This window comes from Labilithrix luteola, from assembly GCF_001263205.1.
Classification (GTDB): Bacteria; Myxococcota_A; Polyangia; order Polyangiales; family Polyangiaceae; genus Labilithrix; species Labilithrix luteola.
In genome coordinates this window covers 1,154,166-1,170,623 of record NZ_CP012333.1, presented here as the reverse complement: position 1 = coordinate 1,170,623, position 16,458 = coordinate 1,154,166, and the positions used below count along the sequence as shown (strand labels likewise).

The 16,458-nt window shown below is 68.3% G+C and carries 14 protein-coding genes; 6 read left to right on the top strand and 8 right to left on the bottom strand.

Annotation, left to right across the window (positions count from 1 at the left end; translation table 11 throughout):
* Positions 1–6 precede the first annotated feature (6 nt).
* Complete coding sequence (locus AKJ09_RS05300; RefSeq protein WP_169927270.1) at positions 7–420, bottom strand: group II truncated hemoglobin; 414 nt, start codon at positions 418–420, stop codon at positions 7–9.
* A gap of 10 nt (positions 421–430) precedes the next feature.
* Positions 431–1,912 carry a hypothetical protein gene (locus AKJ09_RS05295; protein WP_146646089.1) on the bottom strand — a complete coding sequence of 494 codons (1,482 nt, stop codon included), beginning with the start codon at positions 1,910–1,912 and terminating at the stop codon, positions 431–433.
* A gap of 74 nt (positions 1,913–1,986) precedes the next feature.
* On the opposite strand from AKJ09_RS05295, the gene AKJ09_RS05290 reads away from it, so the two are divergent.
* On the top strand, positions 1,987–2,532 hold the full coding sequence (locus AKJ09_RS05290) for a hypothetical protein (protein ID WP_146646088.1): 546 nt from the start codon (positions 1,987–1,989) through the stop codon (positions 2,530–2,532).
* The gene (locus AKJ09_RS05285) at positions 2,529–3,641 is read left to right on the top strand and encodes a hypothetical protein (protein WP_146646087.1); all 1,113 of its coding nucleotides are present in this window, start codon (positions 2,529–2,531) and stop codon (positions 3,639–3,641) included. The genes AKJ09_RS05290 and AKJ09_RS05285 overlap by 4 nt, the downstream gene beginning before the upstream one ends.
* A gap of 71 nt (positions 3,642–3,712) precedes the next feature.
* Here the strand turns inward: AKJ09_RS05285 and AKJ09_RS05280 are convergent, their stop codons facing one another.
* A complete protein-coding gene (locus tag AKJ09_RS05280) occupies positions 3,713–4,732 on the bottom strand; it encodes an AraC family transcriptional regulator (protein ID WP_146646086.1) in 1,020 nt (339 codons plus the stop codon).
* Between the two features lie 76 nt (positions 4,733–4,808).
* Here AKJ09_RS05280 and AKJ09_RS05275 point away from each other — a divergent pair, with 76 nt between their 5' ends.
* Together AKJ09_RS05275 and AKJ09_RS05270 are read left to right on the top strand one after the other, a co-directional pair.
* The gene (locus tag AKJ09_RS05275) at positions 4,809–5,636 is read left to right on the top strand and encodes a metal-dependent hydrolase (protein WP_169927269.1); all 828 of its coding nucleotides are present in this window, start codon (positions 4,809–4,811) and stop codon (positions 5,634–5,636) included.
* A 239-nt stretch (positions 5,637–5,875) separates the two neighbouring features.
* A complete protein-coding gene (locus AKJ09_RS05270) occupies positions 5,876–6,709 on the top strand; it encodes an alpha/beta hydrolase (protein WP_146646084.1) in 834 nt (277 codons plus the stop codon).
* A gap of 4 nt (positions 6,710–6,713) precedes the next feature.
* On the opposite strand, the gene AKJ09_RS05265 is transcribed toward AKJ09_RS05270, so the two are convergent.
* The 5 genes from AKJ09_RS05265 to AKJ09_RS05245 form a co-directional block, all read right to left on the bottom strand.
* Positions 6,714–7,409: an AlkZ-related protein gene (locus AKJ09_RS05265; RefSeq protein WP_146646083.1), complete on the bottom strand. Its 696-nt coding sequence runs from the start codon at positions 7,407–7,409 to the stop codon at positions 6,714–6,716.
* A gap of 86 nt (positions 7,410–7,495) precedes the next feature.
* Complete coding sequence (locus AKJ09_RS05260) at positions 7,496–9,604, bottom strand: TolB family protein (RefSeq protein ID WP_146646082.1); 2,109 nt, start codon at positions 9,602–9,604, stop codon at positions 7,496–7,498.
* A gap of 155 nt (positions 9,605–9,759) precedes the next feature.
* Positions 9,760–10,683 carry a tRNA (adenosine(37)-N6)-dimethylallyltransferase MiaA gene (miaA, locus tag AKJ09_RS05255; protein WP_169927118.1) on the bottom strand — a complete coding sequence of 308 codons (924 nt, stop codon included), beginning with the start codon at positions 10,681–10,683 and terminating at the stop codon, positions 9,760–9,762.
* The gene (gene mutL / locus AKJ09_RS05250; protein WP_146646080.1) at positions 10,673–12,538 is read right to left on the bottom strand and encodes a DNA mismatch repair endonuclease MutL; all 1,866 of its coding nucleotides are present in this window, start codon (positions 12,536–12,538) and stop codon (positions 10,673–10,675) included. Before mutL ends, miaA begins: the two co-directional genes overlap by 11 nt.
* 48 nt (positions 12,539–12,586) lie before the next feature.
* Positions 12,587–13,399, bottom strand: a complete 813-nt coding sequence (locus AKJ09_RS05245; protein ID WP_146646079.1) for a hypothetical protein — start codon at positions 13,397–13,399, stop codon at positions 12,587–12,589.
* A 212-nt stretch (positions 13,400–13,611) separates the two neighbouring features.
* On the opposite strand from AKJ09_RS05245, the gene AKJ09_RS05240 reads away from it, so the two are divergent.
* A complete protein-coding gene (locus AKJ09_RS05240; protein WP_146646078.1) occupies positions 13,612–14,490 on the top strand; it encodes a HEAT repeat domain-containing protein in 879 nt (292 codons plus the stop codon).
* Positions 14,487–16,406: an outer membrane protein assembly factor BamB family protein gene (locus AKJ09_RS05235; protein ID WP_146646077.1), complete on the top strand. Its 1,920-nt coding sequence runs from the start codon at positions 14,487–14,489 to the stop codon at positions 16,404–16,406. The genes AKJ09_RS05240 and AKJ09_RS05235 overlap by 4 nt, the downstream gene beginning before the upstream one ends.
* The last annotated feature ends 52 nt before the right edge of the window (positions 16,407–16,458 follow it).

Genomic DNA, 16,458 nt, shown 5'->3' with positions numbered 1-16,458 from the left:
TAGCGTTCAGGCGTCGGGGCGGTTGCGCAGGAAGTCGGCCACCTCGGCGAAGCGACGATTCAGGTACTCACGCACTTCGTCGTCGACGGTCGGGTGATCGAGGGCCGCCTTCATGCAGCGAACCCAGGCGTCGCGCAGATCGGTGCCGATCGGAAACGGCGCGTGACGCATGCGAAGGCGCGGATGGCCGTGCTTCGGCGAGTACAGGGCCGGCCCGCCGAGCCACTCGACGAGAAACGCGGTGAACCGCTCGCGCACGATGGGCGCAATGCGGCCTTCGTCGTCTTGCCGGTGGACGGCGACCAGCGCGGGCTCGTGCGCGTCCATGTGATCGTAGAAGCGCTTGGCGAGATCGACGGCAGCGTCGTGTCCGAGGCGATCGAAGGGGGTATGGTTCGGGCCAAGCGGGGTCGTTGTCACGGCGGGCAGTCTAGTGCGCCGAATCCTCGCTCGCGAGCGTAACGAGCCATCCGTGGGGCTCCCAAACCTCGTCGTTGGGATCGAACGGGAAGGCGGGATCGCCCGTGTTCACGCCCACGACGAGCACGCGGTCGGCGTCGTCGAGATCCACCAAGGTCATCTGCGCCTCGGTCGCGCGTTCGGAGGTGGCGATCACGTTTCGGCCGAGCTCGCGGCCGTCTTTGTCGAGCTTCACGAACGCCCAGCGGAAGAGCGCGTGCTGTTCCCACTCGATCTCGGCGCGCAGGCGCGAGCCCTTCGGTGCGCCGTCACGATGGATGAGGAGATAGCTCGATCCCGTCGGCGCGGGCGCTGCGCGAGGTGCGAAACGCGCTGGCGTGTGGGGCCAGGGGATGTCCCAGTCGAGACGAACGGCGCCGGCCTCGCCGACCGAGCGCCACTCCGGCTGGTGGAAGCCATCGTCGCTCGATCCGATGAACGCGCGCGCCACGGCGAAGTCGAGCATCAGATCGGCGATCGTCGAGCCCGTCGAGAGCGCGTTCTTGAACGTGAAGCGCAGCACGTCGAAGACATCGGGCTCGTCGTGCCAGCGAGGAGCGTTCAGCGGGGTGATGCTCGGCGCAAGCGCCCACGTGGCGCGGACGATGCCGCCTGGGTTTCGGCCAAAGGCCCAGTCGAGACGCGACCAGAAGAGCGCGGCGCCCCGCATGTGCAGCTCGCTCGTGCGCGAGGGAGGCCAAGACCACGTCGCGATTTCGGGCGCGACCTCGCCTGCGTTGGGATCGGTGATGGCGCGGTCGGGATGGCCTTGGAACTCCGCGACCGCATCGGCTTCGAGGGCCACGCCGCACGGCGCGACGAGATGGGACAGGTAGGTGGCCTGCGCGATAGCCGACGCCCGATCGGTCGCCGGCGCCGATCGGAACAGCGCCGCGCGCGCAAGCTCGCGGGCCATCGTCGCATCGAGCGAGCAGCCCGGGCGAACCCGCGCATCGAGGACCGTGAACGACCGCGCACGATCGACGTTGGAGCGGACGTCGCGCGCCGCGAGGGTGGTTCGTGCCGTCTCGCCCTCGGCCAGGAACACGTCGTAGGCGAGCGTGTCGGGATCGACGTCCGGTGCGGGCAGGTCGAGGGCGCCGGTCAACGTGGAATAGGCGCGCTCGGCGGACGCGAGGACGGCCAGGATCGTGGTCCCCGGGACGGTGCGCTCGCTCCGCACACAGAGCGGCACACGGGGCGAGCAGGTCCGCGCTTCATGGCGAAACGAAGGCGGCGGGTCGTAGACGATGGGCCCACCCCCGAGCAGGCCGTCCGCCGCCCGTTTGGCCGGAATGTCCTCATTTTCCGCGGCATACGAGGCCTGCGGGGTGACGAGGACGGGGCCGACGGCGGCCAACGCGACCGCGAGCGCGGCCACACGCACTTCATGAAGTGCGGGCCGCCCGGGTCGCTCGAATGCGCGCGCCGTCCTCTTCACGCCCTGTTTCATGCCCGGAGACTCGTCATCGTATGCCGATTTGACACGCAGTTTCGCGGGCCTCTATAACCTTTGGCTGAGGAAAAATGGCCGGTCCGTCCTTCGATCCCAACGGCGCAGTTCGGTTCGACCTTCGCAACGGTACCGCGTCCGACGCGCGGGGTGCTCGGCTCGTGCTCGTACCGAGTACTGCCCTCGGTTCGCTCGACGACGAGAGCCTTGCCCGCATCGGTGCCGAGATCGGCAAGGCGTGTGGCGCCCGCGTAGGCGCTCGCCTCGGCGGCGGCAATGGAGTGCGCAACGCCACGATGGAGGTGGTCGTCTCGCACCTCGCGGGTGAAGTCGCGCTGACGGGCGCCTTCGCCTTCCACATCGAGCGCTGGGGCCGCGCGATGGTGGCTGTCGTCACCAACGCGAGCCTTGCGAACGACGCCTTCGTCGGAGCCCTGCTCGGCGGGGCGATCAGCGCCGCCGCCGGTCGCGACGCAGTCGCGGCGCCTCTCGGCCACGAAGGCTCGACGTCCCGCTTTCTCATCGGCTCGCAGGAGACCGCCGATCGCGTGAAAGCGCTGGTGGCCGAGGGCCGCCGCTATGCCGACATCGTCGCGAACCTGCAGGGGAGTGCATCGTGAACACGAGCCAGAAGATCGCCAAGCTCGAGGCCCTGCTCGTGCGCGTGCAGTCCCGCGCGGTGCAGTCGCGCGCGCCGCGTAGCGAATCGGTGGTGAACACCAAGGCGACGCAGCCGGTTTTCGTCCCGCTGGTTGCCGTGGCAACGCCCGCTCCCCCGACGGTCTCGCCCGAGTCGGAGCCGGTCGCCGTGGCGCCCACGGCTCCCGCCCTCTCCGAGCCGCCGAACGCCGCCGCGACGGAGGCCTTCTTCCAGACGGTTCCGCCGGGCGCCGACTACGACGCCGAGGTCTCCGAGGCGGAGGTCTCCGAAGCGGAGCTCGCGGAAGCCGAGCTCGCAGCGGCGGCGGCCGCCGAGGGCGACGTCGAGAGTGTCGACCTCAATGCGGACGACGTCGAGGTCTCGGCCGAGGTCGTCGAAGTCGACATCGACGTGGAGGAATCCGGAGCCGCCGCGGTGGCGATGGAGAGCGGTGCCCAACCGGTGGCAGCTGCGGCTGGTCCCGACGAACTCGAAGAAGTCGAGGAGCCCGCCGCACGCACGTCGGCGCCGCCGCCCGCCCTTGGCGCGCCCACCGAAGAAGTCGCGCACGTGGCAGCGGCGAACGAGCTCGAAGAGCCGGTTCCGTCGTCGTCGCGTCGTCCTGTGGCGAGCGATGCGCCCGAGGCCGAGGAAGCGTACGAAGAGGAGAGCGCTCCTCGTCACACGCCCCCGCCGGAGTCCGGCAAGCAGGTGGCTGCGCCCTCGGTCAGCCCCGCGCCGCGCAATTCGAGCTTCCCGCCCGAATCGCTCGGAGGTCACACCCTCATCGGTGGCTGGCGCGAGCCGGGCCTCCCGGGAGGACCGCCCGCCATCGGCTCGCCGGTCCGCGTGCCCGGGCCGGGGGCGTTCGCGCCGCAGGCCACGGGCCAGTCCCCGGTCGCGCCTCCTCAGATGGGGCCGCCGTCGACGCTCGGAGCCATGCCGGGCCCGAAGCCCGCGCGTCTGTCACCCGAGGTCGTGCGTCCCGAGCTTCCGGCCGGCGGCCGCGTCGCCACCGTCGAAGGCACGGCGCCCGCGTTCAAGCCCGCCAACTTCGGCGAGCTTCTCGACGCGACGCTCGCTCTCTGACGTTCGGGATTCGCTCGCGAGGGAAGACAGTTCCCTCGCGAGGCTGAACGCCATCCTCCGTCGCGCGCGAGTCAGCCCGAGACCTTGCTCTTGCGATAGGCGGCCGGGGTCTGGGCCGTCCAGCGCCGGAAGGCGCGCGTGAAGTTGGCGACGTCCGAATAGCCGAGCTGCTCGGCGATGCGCTCGATGGGCAGGTCGTCGCGCTCGAGGAGGCGCATGGCCGCTTCTTGCTGTTCCTCGTCGCGCAGCGCAGAGAAAGAGGCGCCTGCCTCGGCGAGCCGCCGCTTCAGGGTGCGCGTCGACATGTGCATCATGCGCGCGACCTCTTCGAGTGAGCGAACGCCGCCGTCGCTCCGCGAAATGAGCTTCTTCGTCCGCACGGCCATGTCTTCCGACGACGCGAGCTCTTCGAGGAGGCGCTCACATTGCTCGCGCGCCATGCGCTTGGCCACCGGGTCGGCCATGAGCAGCGGAAGCGAGAGAAGGCGGTCGTCGAAGCGAAGCCGATTGCTCGGCTGATTGAAGCGAACCGCGGGCGCGAGGTGCGCGAAGCGCGCGAAATAGGCCGGCTCGGGCATCTGGAAGTCGGCCGAGCCTTCGAGCTTTTTCCCGGTGAGCGCGTTGCCGATCTGCCAGATGCCGTAGAGCAGCGCGAAGAGCACCACGTCGCGGGCGTCGCCGAAGTCGGCATGCTCTTCGACGACGAGCGCCGCCTCTCCGGTGCTCCGCTCCATGTGCAAGGACAGCGCGTCTGTGCGCGTGACTGCGAAGCGCTGGGCGAGGTCGAGGGCCTCACCGAGCGTCGATGCGGTCATCGCGGCAAGGCCGACGTAGCCGTGCGCCGAGGCGCGCATTTCGACGCCGAGGTAGAAGCCCAACGCCTGCTCGCGCGTCAGCTCGCGTGCGCGTTCGACGAGGCGTACGAAATCGACGATGGGCAATCGTGCGTCGGGCGGCGCGAGTGTCTCGGCGGACAGGCCCAAGGGGCCGAGCAGCGACGGCGGAGCGATGTCCCACCGCTTCGCGAGCTCCGCCACGTGCAAGGCGTGGATGGCGGCCAGGGTCTTTGGTTCAGCCGAACGGGTAGTCATCGCGTGGCCCGAACTGACAAGAGATTGGCACGCGCCGACCTGCCACGGCAAGCCGGGCGGACAGAGAATTCCTACGATGACGGCCCTTCCCAATGTCCGCGACGTGGAGTTCGACCTCGACGGCGTTCCGCGCCACTGGAACGGTGGACGGAAATCGGTCACGTCGTTCTTCGACGCCCTCTCGGTGTTCTTCCCCGTGGGAGAGCGTTTCTTCATCACGAGCGTTCGTGCCCACGATCGCTACGTGACCGACGATTCGCTCCGCGAAGCCGTGCGTGCTTTCTGCAACCAAGAGGGCATCCACGGTCGCGAGCACACCCGTTACAACGAGATGCTCGAGGCGCAGGGCTATCCGGCGGAGGCGCTCGAACGTGACGTCACGAAGCTTCTCCAGCGCGTGAAGAAGCGAAGCCCGAAGCGCGTGCAGCTCGCGATCACCTGCGCGCTCGAGCACTACACGGCGATCATGGCCCACTTGCTCCTCGAGAATCCCGAGGCGCTCGGTCATGCGCATCCCAAGATGGCGGAGTTGTGGCGCTGGCACGCGGTCGAAGAGAGCGAGCACAAGTCCGTTCCCTACGACGTGTACATCGCCGCCGGCGCTCCATACTACGAGCGCGTGAGCACGATGGTCATCGCCAGCCTGGTCTTCTGGGGCAAGGTGCTCCAGCACCAGGTGAAGATGATGCGCACCGACGGGACGCTCTTCTCGCTGCGCGAGTGGGGCCAGCTCCTTCGCTTCTGGTTCATCGAGCCGGGGCTCTTCCCGCGGATGGCGCCGCTCTGGGTGAAGTACTTCCGTCCCGGATTCCATCCGAACGACATCGACAGCAGTCATCTGCTTCAAGCGTGGCTTCGCACGCAGCGCATCACCGACGAACGCGCCGCGCACGCGCCGGCCTGACGTACGTTCAGTACTGCGCTTCGCGCTAAATCGACGCCGAGAGCGCTGCCTTGAAGGCGTTTCGCGAGACCGCTCTCTCGAGCTTGCGTGCCGACAGCGCAACTCTGTTGCGCTGGGGAATCGTCAACGGAGTGGCGACAGACTTGTGCAAAGGACCATGAATTTCGGGGCCCTCGCCCAACGTGGGCCCCGAAATTCGTGGTCCGTGCAAGAGGTCGCCGTAGTAGGGTCGCGGGCCCATGCGACCCAACTCTGCCGTATCGAGATTTGGTCTCATCAAGCCGGTCGTGCTCGGCGTTGCGCTCAGTGTAACGTGCATGCTTCCGACTGCCGAAGCCGCGCCGAAGCGCTTCGGGCGTGTGTCGACCAGCACGAATGGTGCGTCCAAGCCTTCGGGCCCGTTTCCGTGGTGCGCGCCCGAGTTCGACGCCCTGACGAGCGACATCTGCCACGTCGGCGCGGGCAACGAGCGCGACGGTCGTCGGACGCTCGTCATCTTCCTGCACGGCGCGATCGCCAAGAACACCGACTGGCAGTTCAACCAGGAACGCGCGCTCGCGCGTCAGGCCAAGCAGAGCGGTTTCGAAGCGATCTTCCCGCGCTCACCGCTGCGCGAGTCCGGCTACCTATGGCCCGGCTCGAAGTCGGAAGACGTCGAAGAGAAGCTGATCGACTCCTGGATGGCGGCCAAGAAGCAGCTCGAGGCGCGCAATGGCCGTCCATTCGACGACGTGTTCGTCATGGGGTTCTCGAGCGGCGCGTACTTCACGAGCTCGCTCGCCATTCGTGACCGCGCGAAGGTCGACGGCTACGCGGTCTTCGCGGGCGGCACGCCCTTCGGGGCGATCGCCCAGCCCGCGCGGCGTCCGCCGGTGTTCGTCGGCGTGTGCGCGACCGACTCGCAAACGGCTTCGCACTCGCGCGCGTTCGCGGGCGCGCTTGCGGCTCACGGTTTTCCGTACCGCGCCGACGAGCAGCAGGTCGGGCACATGTTCTCGGACATCCACGTGGCTCACGCCGTCGCGTATCTGCGTTCGGCGTCGACGAAGACCCGGGCCAAAGACGCCAAGTAGGTCGTCAGCCGAACTCGTCGTCGAGCGGCAGGAGGGGCTGCTTTTTCAGCTCGTCCGTCGTCTTCTTCAGCTCGCGGGCGAAGACGGGGTGCTTGGCGAGGACGTCTTCGAGCCTCTTCGCCGAGGCGCCGGGAACGGCTTCGCGCGCGAGCCAGACGTCTTCGAACATCGTCTCCGTCGCCGCGACGGCGAGCGAAGGAAATGCGCCGTCGGCCACTTCTCCGACGCCCACGATGAGCAGGCGCGACCACAGCGCCTTCATGGCGTGCGTGAAGATGCTTTCGAAGGCACGGCCCTTGAGATCCATGTCGGCGCGGATCTGCTTCGTGGAACGGGGCGAGCTCTCGCGCAACAGATCCAGGATGTCCATCGACTCGCGCGGCAGACCACGGAAGATGTCGATGCGCTTCTTCGCGAACGTCCCGAGCAACGCGTGGAAGACCGGGAGCGAGAAGAACGTGGCCCTGCCGCGGAACCACTTCGCGTAGGCCACGTCGCCCGAGCGCGCGAGCTTCTCGCGCAAGTGCCAAAGCGACACGACGCGGGGGTCGGCGTTCTCGTCCCAGTCCCAGCGCATCTTGCTGCGGGGATGCAGGCCGTTCCAGAGTGAAGGCGGCTCCGCGCGGTTTTCGAGCGGGAAAACCAGGCAGATCCCCAGGCGATCGACGAGCTCGACCGCCCGCGCGTAAGCCGACTTCATGGGGAAATTGTACAGCCTCTCGTCGAACGAATCAGACACGACGAACGGCGCAACACCCGGCGGCGTTGCGCCGCGTGATCATCGCATCACTTCGGGCCGCCCGACGCGCAGTGCCCGTTGATGCACTGGACGCTGCTGCCGTTCGAGCCGCAGCAGTCGGCAGCCGTCGTGCACTTCTCGAAGTCCTGCGCGCAGCCCGAGGGCTTGTCGGTGCAGACGAACCCCGTGCCGCCGTCGGCCCCGTCGGCCTGACGGCAGTAGCCGCCGCAACACTCGTCACCGGACTCGCACGACTCGCCGTTCGCGTGGCAGGGGTCGAGCGCCCAGAAGCCGCGCATGTTGCCGGTGCCGAGCTCCTGACCGGGGAGGTAGAAGGCGGGGTGGCTGCGGTCCTTGCCCGGCGTCGGGTTGATGTCGATCGCCGCGACCCACAGCTTCTTGCGCGGGCTCCGCTCGTCTGTGCCTGGGCCGGTTCCCCACGGGTCCGTCGACGCGGGCAGGAGCTTGCCGTAACAGCGGCGGCTCGTGAAGACGACCCAGAAGTAGCCGCCCGACGCGACGGGCAGCACGGTGGGCTCGAAGTTCAGGTGGCCTTCGGCTGCTTCGCCATAGGGGAGGTATGGCGTGCCCATCGCCGTGTCGGTGCCGTTGAAGCCGTTGAGCGCGGGGAGCGCCGCGCGCTGCTTGGTGGCGACATCGACGAGGTAAATGTCGCCGTTGTTCCCTTTCTGCGTCCCGAAATCGATGACCGTGTCCGACCGCGAGCCGGAGTGGAAGACGATGGCCTTCGAGTCGGGCAGGAATGCCGGCCAAGCGGCGAAGTGGGGATCGCTCCAGAGCGCCGTCGCGGCCGAGAAGGTGAGCGTCGCCTGGTCGAAGGACATCATCGTGAGAGACTTGCCCGTGTTGTCGACCTTGCGATCGTTGAAGACGATGAACTTGCCGTCGGGTGAAAACGACGGCATCTGCGCCTGCTCCGTCGCACCCCAGCCCTGGACGCCCGGGACCGGCGTGCCCGTCGTCGGATCGACGAGGGTCGAATACTGGCCGCTCGCGTTCGTGAGGCCGCGGACGCCGCCCCCGTTGTTCGAGTGGGTCATCATGTATTTGGCGTCGGGCGTCAGCGCCGCGAACGCGTAAGCCCCCTTGGGCTGTGCGTGGCCGGCCGTGGCGTTGCCGGACTTGTCGACGGAGAACATGCCGCTGTTCTTCGGGTCGCCGTCGCCCCAATCGATGCCCGTCGCGATGACGGTGCCGTTCGCCGCGACGCTATGGCAGACCGAGCAGCCCGCCTGGAGAACCGCGGCGTCGTCTTTCGACCCCGGGCGTACCTTGAGGATCGCGCCCGTGCCGCCGGCCTGGGGTGTGTCGTACGTGTTGTAATAGACGGTGCCCTGCAAGCTCGCCGGAGCGATCGTCCAGGTCTCCTCGACCGGACCCACGACGACGCCGCCGCTCTTCTTCGTGAGCGAGACCTTGACGGTGTCGCTCCCCGAGGCGCTCTGCGTAATCGTGCGCCAGCGGTTCTCGTCGAGGGCGACGTGCCCGTTCGATGCGCCGAAGAACGCGTCGTACGTGAAGTGCTTCGACTGGAAGCGAACGAGCGCCTGGTCGGCATTCGTACCCGCGAACTGGATGAGCGGTGAGCGAAGACCGCGCGGGAAGACCGTGGCGTCGTACGGATAGAGCCACTTGAACGCCGAGTCGCCCGTGAGCGGGCCGCCGGCCGTGAGAGCCGATTGATCTCCTGCGCTGAGACCATTGGCATCGACGAGGGACACGTTGACGGTCACCGAGGTCTGCGCCGTGCGGCTTCCGATCTTGGCGGTGACCATGGCCACGCCGCCGACGAAGCCGTTGGCGGTGAAGAGACCGCCGTTGACCTGGATGTCGCCGAGCGTTCCGACGTCGAGTGACCACGACGCCGGTAGTTCCTGCTGCGTGCCCTTTGCAAACGCGTGGAACTGCTGCGACACGGGGCTGCCCGTCGCTGTGAGGACGGGATTGAGCGGAGAGATGTCGAACTCGACGTCCGCAACGCCGCCGCCGTCGACGTCGAAACCTCCGGAGGAACCGTTGTCTCCGCTGCTGCCGGTCGGGCTGGAGCCGTCCGTCGAGTCACTTCCACAAGCGCCTACCGCCAGGCCTGCACCCAGCGCTACCGCGAGCCCGATTCCGAGCGTCCAACGGCTCATCGCATCTCCTCTCGCGCGACGGCTGTCGTCGCTGCGACGCAACAATTTACCTGGCGCACGGAGACAAGCCCATAATTCCGACGTCTCCGAGCACAACGAGTGGGAGCACGTGGGGGCCGCTCTCCTTACAGGGAAGGCCGTTTACGTCGTAGTTTTCAGAGCCACTCGACGTTCGCGTGATTGAGCCACGTGCGCTGCCGCCGCGCGAAGATACGCGTCGACTGCACGATGGCGTCGCGCAACGCTTCGCGCGGGAGCTCTCCGCGTACGAAGGCGTGGACCTCTTTGTAGCCGACCGAGGCCATCGCACGCGCGTTGCCGTAGCCGCGCTCGACGAGGCTGCTCACTTCGTCGATCCAGCCCTGGGCTAGCCAGCCGTCGACGCGACGAGCGATGCGTTCGGTCAGCTCGGCGGGCTCGGTGCGAACGCCGACGAGCGCCGCGTCGATCTTCGTCTCGCGGAAGCCGTGCTCGGCCTGCCACTCGGACATGGGTTTGCCGGAGAGCTCGAAGACTTCGAGCGCGCGGCTCACGCGCACGACGTCATTCGGGTGGAGCCGCTGCGCGGATGCGGGATCTTTCTCGGCGAGCATCGCGTGGAGCGCGGGCCGACCTTGCTGCTCGGCGATCTCCTTGTGACGCGCGCGGATGACCGGATCGGCAGCAGGCGTGTCGACCAGGCCGAGCACGAGCGAGCGAACCCAGAAGAAGGTGCCGCCGCAGAGCACGGGGACTTTGCCGCGCGCACGTACCTCCGCAATCGCGGCCTCGGCGAGTCGTGCGTAACCGACCGCGTCGATCGGCTCGAGCGGATCGAACGAGTCGATCAGATGATGAGGAGCGCGGGCGCGCTCTTCGGCCGAAGGCTTGCCCGACCCGATGTCGAAGTGGCGGTAGATCTGCACGCTGTCTGCCGAAACGATCTCACCGCCGATGCGCTCACACACGGCAATGGCGAGATCGGTCTTGCCGCTCGCTGTGGGCCCCACGACGGCCAGCAACCGCGAGGGCTTCTCGGTGGCGAGCGCGACGGCGCGGTCGACGCGGCGCGCGAAAACGGAATCCGAACTACCTTCCAACGCGTCTCTCCAGCTCTCCGAACGAGAGCCGCATGATGACCGGCCTGCCGTGAGGGCAATGTCCGGCGAAGTCGACTTGATCGAGGGCGCGAAGGAGTGCCTCGGCCTCCTCGCGTGAGATGGCATCGCCAGCGCGAATCGATCCGTGACAGGCCATCGTCGCGAGCACGAGGTCGATCGCGCCGCGGAACGGCCTCCCGGCGGCGCGCGAGAGCTCGGCGGCGAGGTCACGCACGATACGGGCGGGTTGTGCGCGCGCGAGCAGATCGGGAACGCCGTGCACCGCGACGGCGCTCTCTCCGACGGCGCGCACTTCGACGCCAAGGCTGGCGATTTCGTCCGCTTGATCTTCGAGCAGCGCGACTTCGCTCGGCGTGAGCTCGACGACCTCGGGCAAAAGGAGCTTCTGGATGCCGAGCCCGCGGCTCGCATAGGCGCGACGCAGGCGATCGAACGTGACGCGTTCGGCGGCGGCGTGTTGATCGAGGACGTAAAGTCCGTCGTTGCCTTCGCAGACGAGGAAGGTGGCCTTCACCTGGCCGACGAACCTGAGCGAGGCATAGAGGCTCTCGCCGCCGAAGAGATCCGTCGCCGGCGCAGCAGGCTCGCTTCGTTCCGCGAACAGATTCGTGGTCGGAAGCGGCAGGGGCGGAGGAAGCTCGCCGCGCGACGTCGATGCCGATGTTGCCATCGGCTCGCGCACGTCGAAGAGAGGCATCGGCGGTGGCTCGTACACCTCCACTTCGGCGCTTGCGTCGGATTCCTTGGTTCGCGATGCGGTGACCCACGCGGGTGGACCTGAGCGAGGGCCCGCGGACCATCCGGGAGGACGCGCCCACGGAGCGCCGGGCGTGCCTCCGAGCGTCGGAAGGCCAAACGCTTTCGACAGCGCTGCCCCGAGCTCGCGCGTAATCGCGTCGAAGATGCCTCGCGCGTCCGCGAAGCGCACCTCGGCCTTCTGCGGGTGCACGTTCACGTCGACGACGTCGGGCGGAACGTCGAGCCACACCACGCCGACGGGGTAACGGCCGCTCTCCAGAACGGAGCCGTAGCTTTGTGCGACGGCGCGTGCGAAGAGGCGATCGCGGACGTGCCTCCCGTTGACGAGCAACGAGAGACCGGTCGTGCCGGCACGTGCGCGTTCGGGAGGTGCGAGCAACGCTTCGACGCGGATGGGCCCGCGTTCGACGAGGCATTCGGCGAGCTTCTCGCCGGTGAGGGCCGTGCGCACGCGATCGGCGCGGGTGGCTGCGCGCAGGTATTCGCGAACGACGCGGCCGTCGCGTGAGAGCACGAAGGTCACGTCGGGACGTGCGAGAGCCGCGCCGAGGATCACGTCGCCGACGTGCGCGCTCTCGGTTGCCGTGGCCTTGAGGAACTTCCGGCGCGCGGGGACGTTGAAGAACAGATCGCGGACTTCGATCGTGGTGCCGACGGCGCCACCCGCGGGCTGCGCGGGACCAGGCCCCGTTCCTTCGGCGTAGACCTCGACGCCCTCGTTGCCGCCGCGGGGCCGCGTGCGCAGCAGCAGGCGCGAGACGGAGGCGATGCTGGGGATCGCCTCGCCGCGGAAGCCGAAGGTGCCGAGCGCGGCGAGGTCGGCGATCTTCGCGATCTTGCTCGTCGCGTGGCGATCGAAGCAGGCGACGGCGTCGTCGGCGGTCATCCCTTCGCCGTCGTCGGTGACGCGAATGAGCGTTCGCCCGCCTTGCTCGATGTCGACGACGATGCGCGTGGCGCCTGCGTCGAGCGAGTTCTCGACGAGCTCCTTCACGATGCTCGACGGACGCTCGACGACCTCGCCGGCGGCGATCTGGTTCGCCAGCTCGTCCGAGAGCTTCCGGATGCGCCCCATCGAGCGTGCACATAGCACGTCGATGCCCGCGCGAGAGGAGCTACGAGGCTACGGGCCTTCTTCGGCGGGGTTCGCGGCGACGTCGAAGAACTCGCGCGAGCGCCGTCGCGTGAGTGCCAGGAGGACCAGGCCGCTCGCCGTGGTCTGGAGCAACAGCCAGAACGGTCCGTAGACCTGACGAGCGCTCTCGATCCCGGGCGCGACCTTCGCGAACTCCTCGGGAGGGAGCGCCTCTTGCTGCTGGATGAGGACGCCCTCGAGCTGCCAGTCGAGCTTCGCCATCCGGACGTCTTTGGTCAGGTAGTACTGCGCGAGCACGACCGCGGCCTGAACCCCGACGACCTGGACGAGCGCGTGGCGCGTGTTCCTCCGGCCGCCGAGACCGAGTGCCGAGAGCGCGAGCATAGAGGCGCCGAGGACGAAGATTGCGGCCGCCATGGGAACGACGCGATTGCGCGCGGCGTCGGCCACCTCGGTGAAATGTTCGTAGCGTTCGTCGGCTCGAGCGCGGTTGGCCTCGTCGCGGATCGGCGCGTTGAGCACGGCTTTGTAGTCCGTCTCACCGCGGTAGAAGGCCAGCGTGCTGCAGCCCTCGGTCCACAGCCCGGCGCCCATCATGAGCGAGACGACGAGCGCGACGACGAGATAGCGCGGGCGACGTGCGGGTGACGGCCGTGCCGCAAATCCGCTCGGACGCACCCGGCCTGTTTCGACGGTCCGGATGCTATCGATGGACGGCTCGACCGGCTCGGCTTGCGGCCGCGGGGGAGGGGCGCTCGTGTGACTCGAAGGCGCGCCCGTAGGCTCCAACTCCCCCTTGGAGGAATTGGACGAATCCGGGGGCGGCGGCGCTTCCGACATCGCTCTGCGCTTAGCACGGGCAAGCCGGCGTCGCACGCTTGCGAAAAGTGGCGGCCCATGCGGGGAGAATCGAGAAAGGAAGGCTGAGTTTCGTGGTATTTGCACCCTTTCAATGCGGCTCGGCATTCGCCGAGTCCTCTTGGACCGACGTGGACTCCGTCCAGCCATGCTGGACTCCGTCCACTCCGATTCAACACAGCCTCGGGGGCTTCATGCGCGCGTTTGGGAATCGTCGAACCATCGGATTCGTACTGGCTGCTGCCGTCCTGACGGCGCCGGCATTTGCACAAGCACCGGCGCCGAAGGCCGCTCCGGCAGCTGCCAAGGGAACCAAGAAGGCGGACGCTCCGCCTCCTGCCGCCGACGTGGCGCCCGCCATGCAGAAGATCCGTTCGGGCGAAGAAGCGCAGATCCGCGAAGGCCTCGACGACGTGCGCATCGCCGGACCGCGCGGCGCGGCGGCAGCACCTGCGGTGTCCGAGGCGCTCGGTCGTGGGCTCTCGCTCCCCCTCACCGAGGCGGCGATCGAGACGCTCGGCGAGCTCGAGTCCGAAGCGGGGAGCGCAGCCCTCGCGCAGTACGCCACGCATCGTGATCCGAAGATTCGACGCGCCGCCGTGAAGGCGCTCACGCGCACGAAGGGGAACGCGGCGACGGTTGCCCTCCGTCGTTCGCTCTCCGATTCCGATGCCATGGTGCGTGGCCTCGCGGCCAGCGGGCTCGGTGCGCTCAAGGCCAAGGACACCGTCTCGGAGCTGTTCCTCGCGCTCGATCATCGTGTGAACGAAGCCGCCGCATCGATCGGCCAGCTCTGCAGCGTCGAGCAGTGCGAACAGCTCGCCGGCAAGCTTGGGAAGTTCCCGTTCGACGTCGTCACCGGCGGCCTCGACCAGGTGCTCTTCCGTCCGTCGACCGAGATCAACGACGACGCCAAGGTGAAGGTCATCGGGCGCCTTCGCGAGCTCGGTACGATCGAGAGCAACAAGTTCTTGCGCGACGTGCAGAAGCGCGCGCAAGCGGCGGGCATGTCGGGCCGCGTCCGGCAGGCCATCGACCAAGCCGTTCTCGCCACGTCGGGAGGTGCGAAATGAGCCGCCTTCGTTCCACGCTTTCGCGTCTCGTCGGTCTGACCGCGCTCACGCTCTCGCTCGGCGCGAGCACCTTGGCGTGCGCGGGCGACTCCTCGCGTCCGAGCTTGTTCTCGACGAACTGGCTCGACGACCAGGGCAAGAGCATCGACGAAGTGCGCGCCAAGCTCCACGGCGCGAAGCCCACGGCCAATGCCGATCTCGTCGTCGCGGTGGCCGGTCCTCGCGCCGACAAACTCATCGGCGCGCCGCTGAACGGTGGATCCAACTGGACGTTCGAGCATCCGCTCGATGCGCGTCCCGTCATCGCGGGCAGTGTCGTCGTCGGCTCGGGCGCGGGCGAAGTCTTCGCGCTCGATGCGACCACCGGCAAGAAGCTCTGGGCTCGCCCCACGGGCGGCGCCGCGCTCCTCGGCGCGGGTGACGATGGCGCGGCCACGGTCGTGACCCTCGCGCGCGGCACTGGTTCGGCGATGCTCGTCGTCGGACGTGACGGCGCGGTCAAGCGCCAGCTCGAGACCGACAAGCTGCTCGGTGATCCGGCCATCGTCGCCGGCGTGGTGTTCGTGCCGTGGCAGAACCAGTACGTCAGCGCGATTGACGTGACGAGCGGCGAGGAGCTCGGGCGCGTCGTTCTCCGCGACAAGGTCTCGCGCGCGACCACCATCGGCGGTGGGCTCTACTTCGGCGAAGCCGCCTTCGTGCGCTTCGACGAGAAGATCGGGCTCGCGTCCGGCGGCGGTGCGAATCGCGTCGGCCTTCCGAGTCGCGAGCTCCCCGGGACGCCGCGCTTGCTCGTGCCCGGCACGGAGAAGCTTCCCCCGGTTGCGAACGCGCGCGACCGCGATCGCCTCTTCGCTCGTCCGAGCGGCCCCGAAGGTCCCCTCGCGATCGACTCGGGCCGCTTCTACGCGAGCTACTTCCGCCTCGTGCTCGGCTTCGAGACGTCGCGCGGGCAGCTGGCGTGGGTGCACACGCACGGCAGTGACGTCATCGGCGGAGAGGCGGTCGGCAACGGCGTCGTCCTCTGCGACGAGCTCGGCAAGATCGTCGTGCTCGACGCCAAGACGGGCCAGGTTTCGAGCGAGAAGTCGCTCGGCGAGCCCATCAAGAGCTGCGTTACCCATGCCGACACCTTCACGGCGCCGTCCGCACAGGGGGGGCCGTCGCTCGGTGCGCAGATCGCGGAGGCCGTGGCGAGCCGCGAGGCCACGCTCGCGACCGCGCAGCGCCTCTTGCTTCGCGAGCTCGCGACCCTCGAGGACGAGAGCGCCACGAAGACGCTCATCGAGATCGCCTCCGATCCGCGCGCGGCTCCGGTGCTGATCGCCGACGCGCGCGCGGCCCTCGCCACGCGTCGCAACGGCGCGAGCTACATGCTCACCGCGCTCGGCAAGCACTACGACTTCCTCCGCGACACGCTTCTTTCGCCGCCGGTCGGTCCGATCGCCGATGCGCTCGCAGCCATGAAGGAGACGCGTGGCGCGCCGCTGCTCGCCGCGCACCTGCTCGACCCGGCCAACACCGACGACGACGTTCGTCGCAACGCCGCCGCCCTTGCCACGCTCGCCACGAAGGACGAGCTCCCGACGCTTCGTCAGTTCTTCGCGATCTACCGAGGAACGGCCGGAACCGACGACGTGGCGACCGCCGTGGGAAGCGTCGGCGAGGCCCTCGTTCGTCTCGACGCCAAAGAAGGCCGGGCGATCGTCGAACGCGCCGCGAAGGACCCGATGACGGTTGCGCTCGCCAAGTCACGCCTCGAGGCCCTTCTCGCTGCGTCCCCGGCTTCCGACAAGGCGACGGCAAAGGCCGACGATGCGGAAAAGTCGGGCGACAAGAAGCCAACGCACAAAATGCCCGAGAAGCCCGAGAGGCCCGCGGACAAGGCGGCCGAGAAGGGCGGCGCGAAGAAGTAGGGCGGGGAAGGCGGGCGGCTTGGCCGAGCTTGTTCGGCACGCCCGCTCGAAC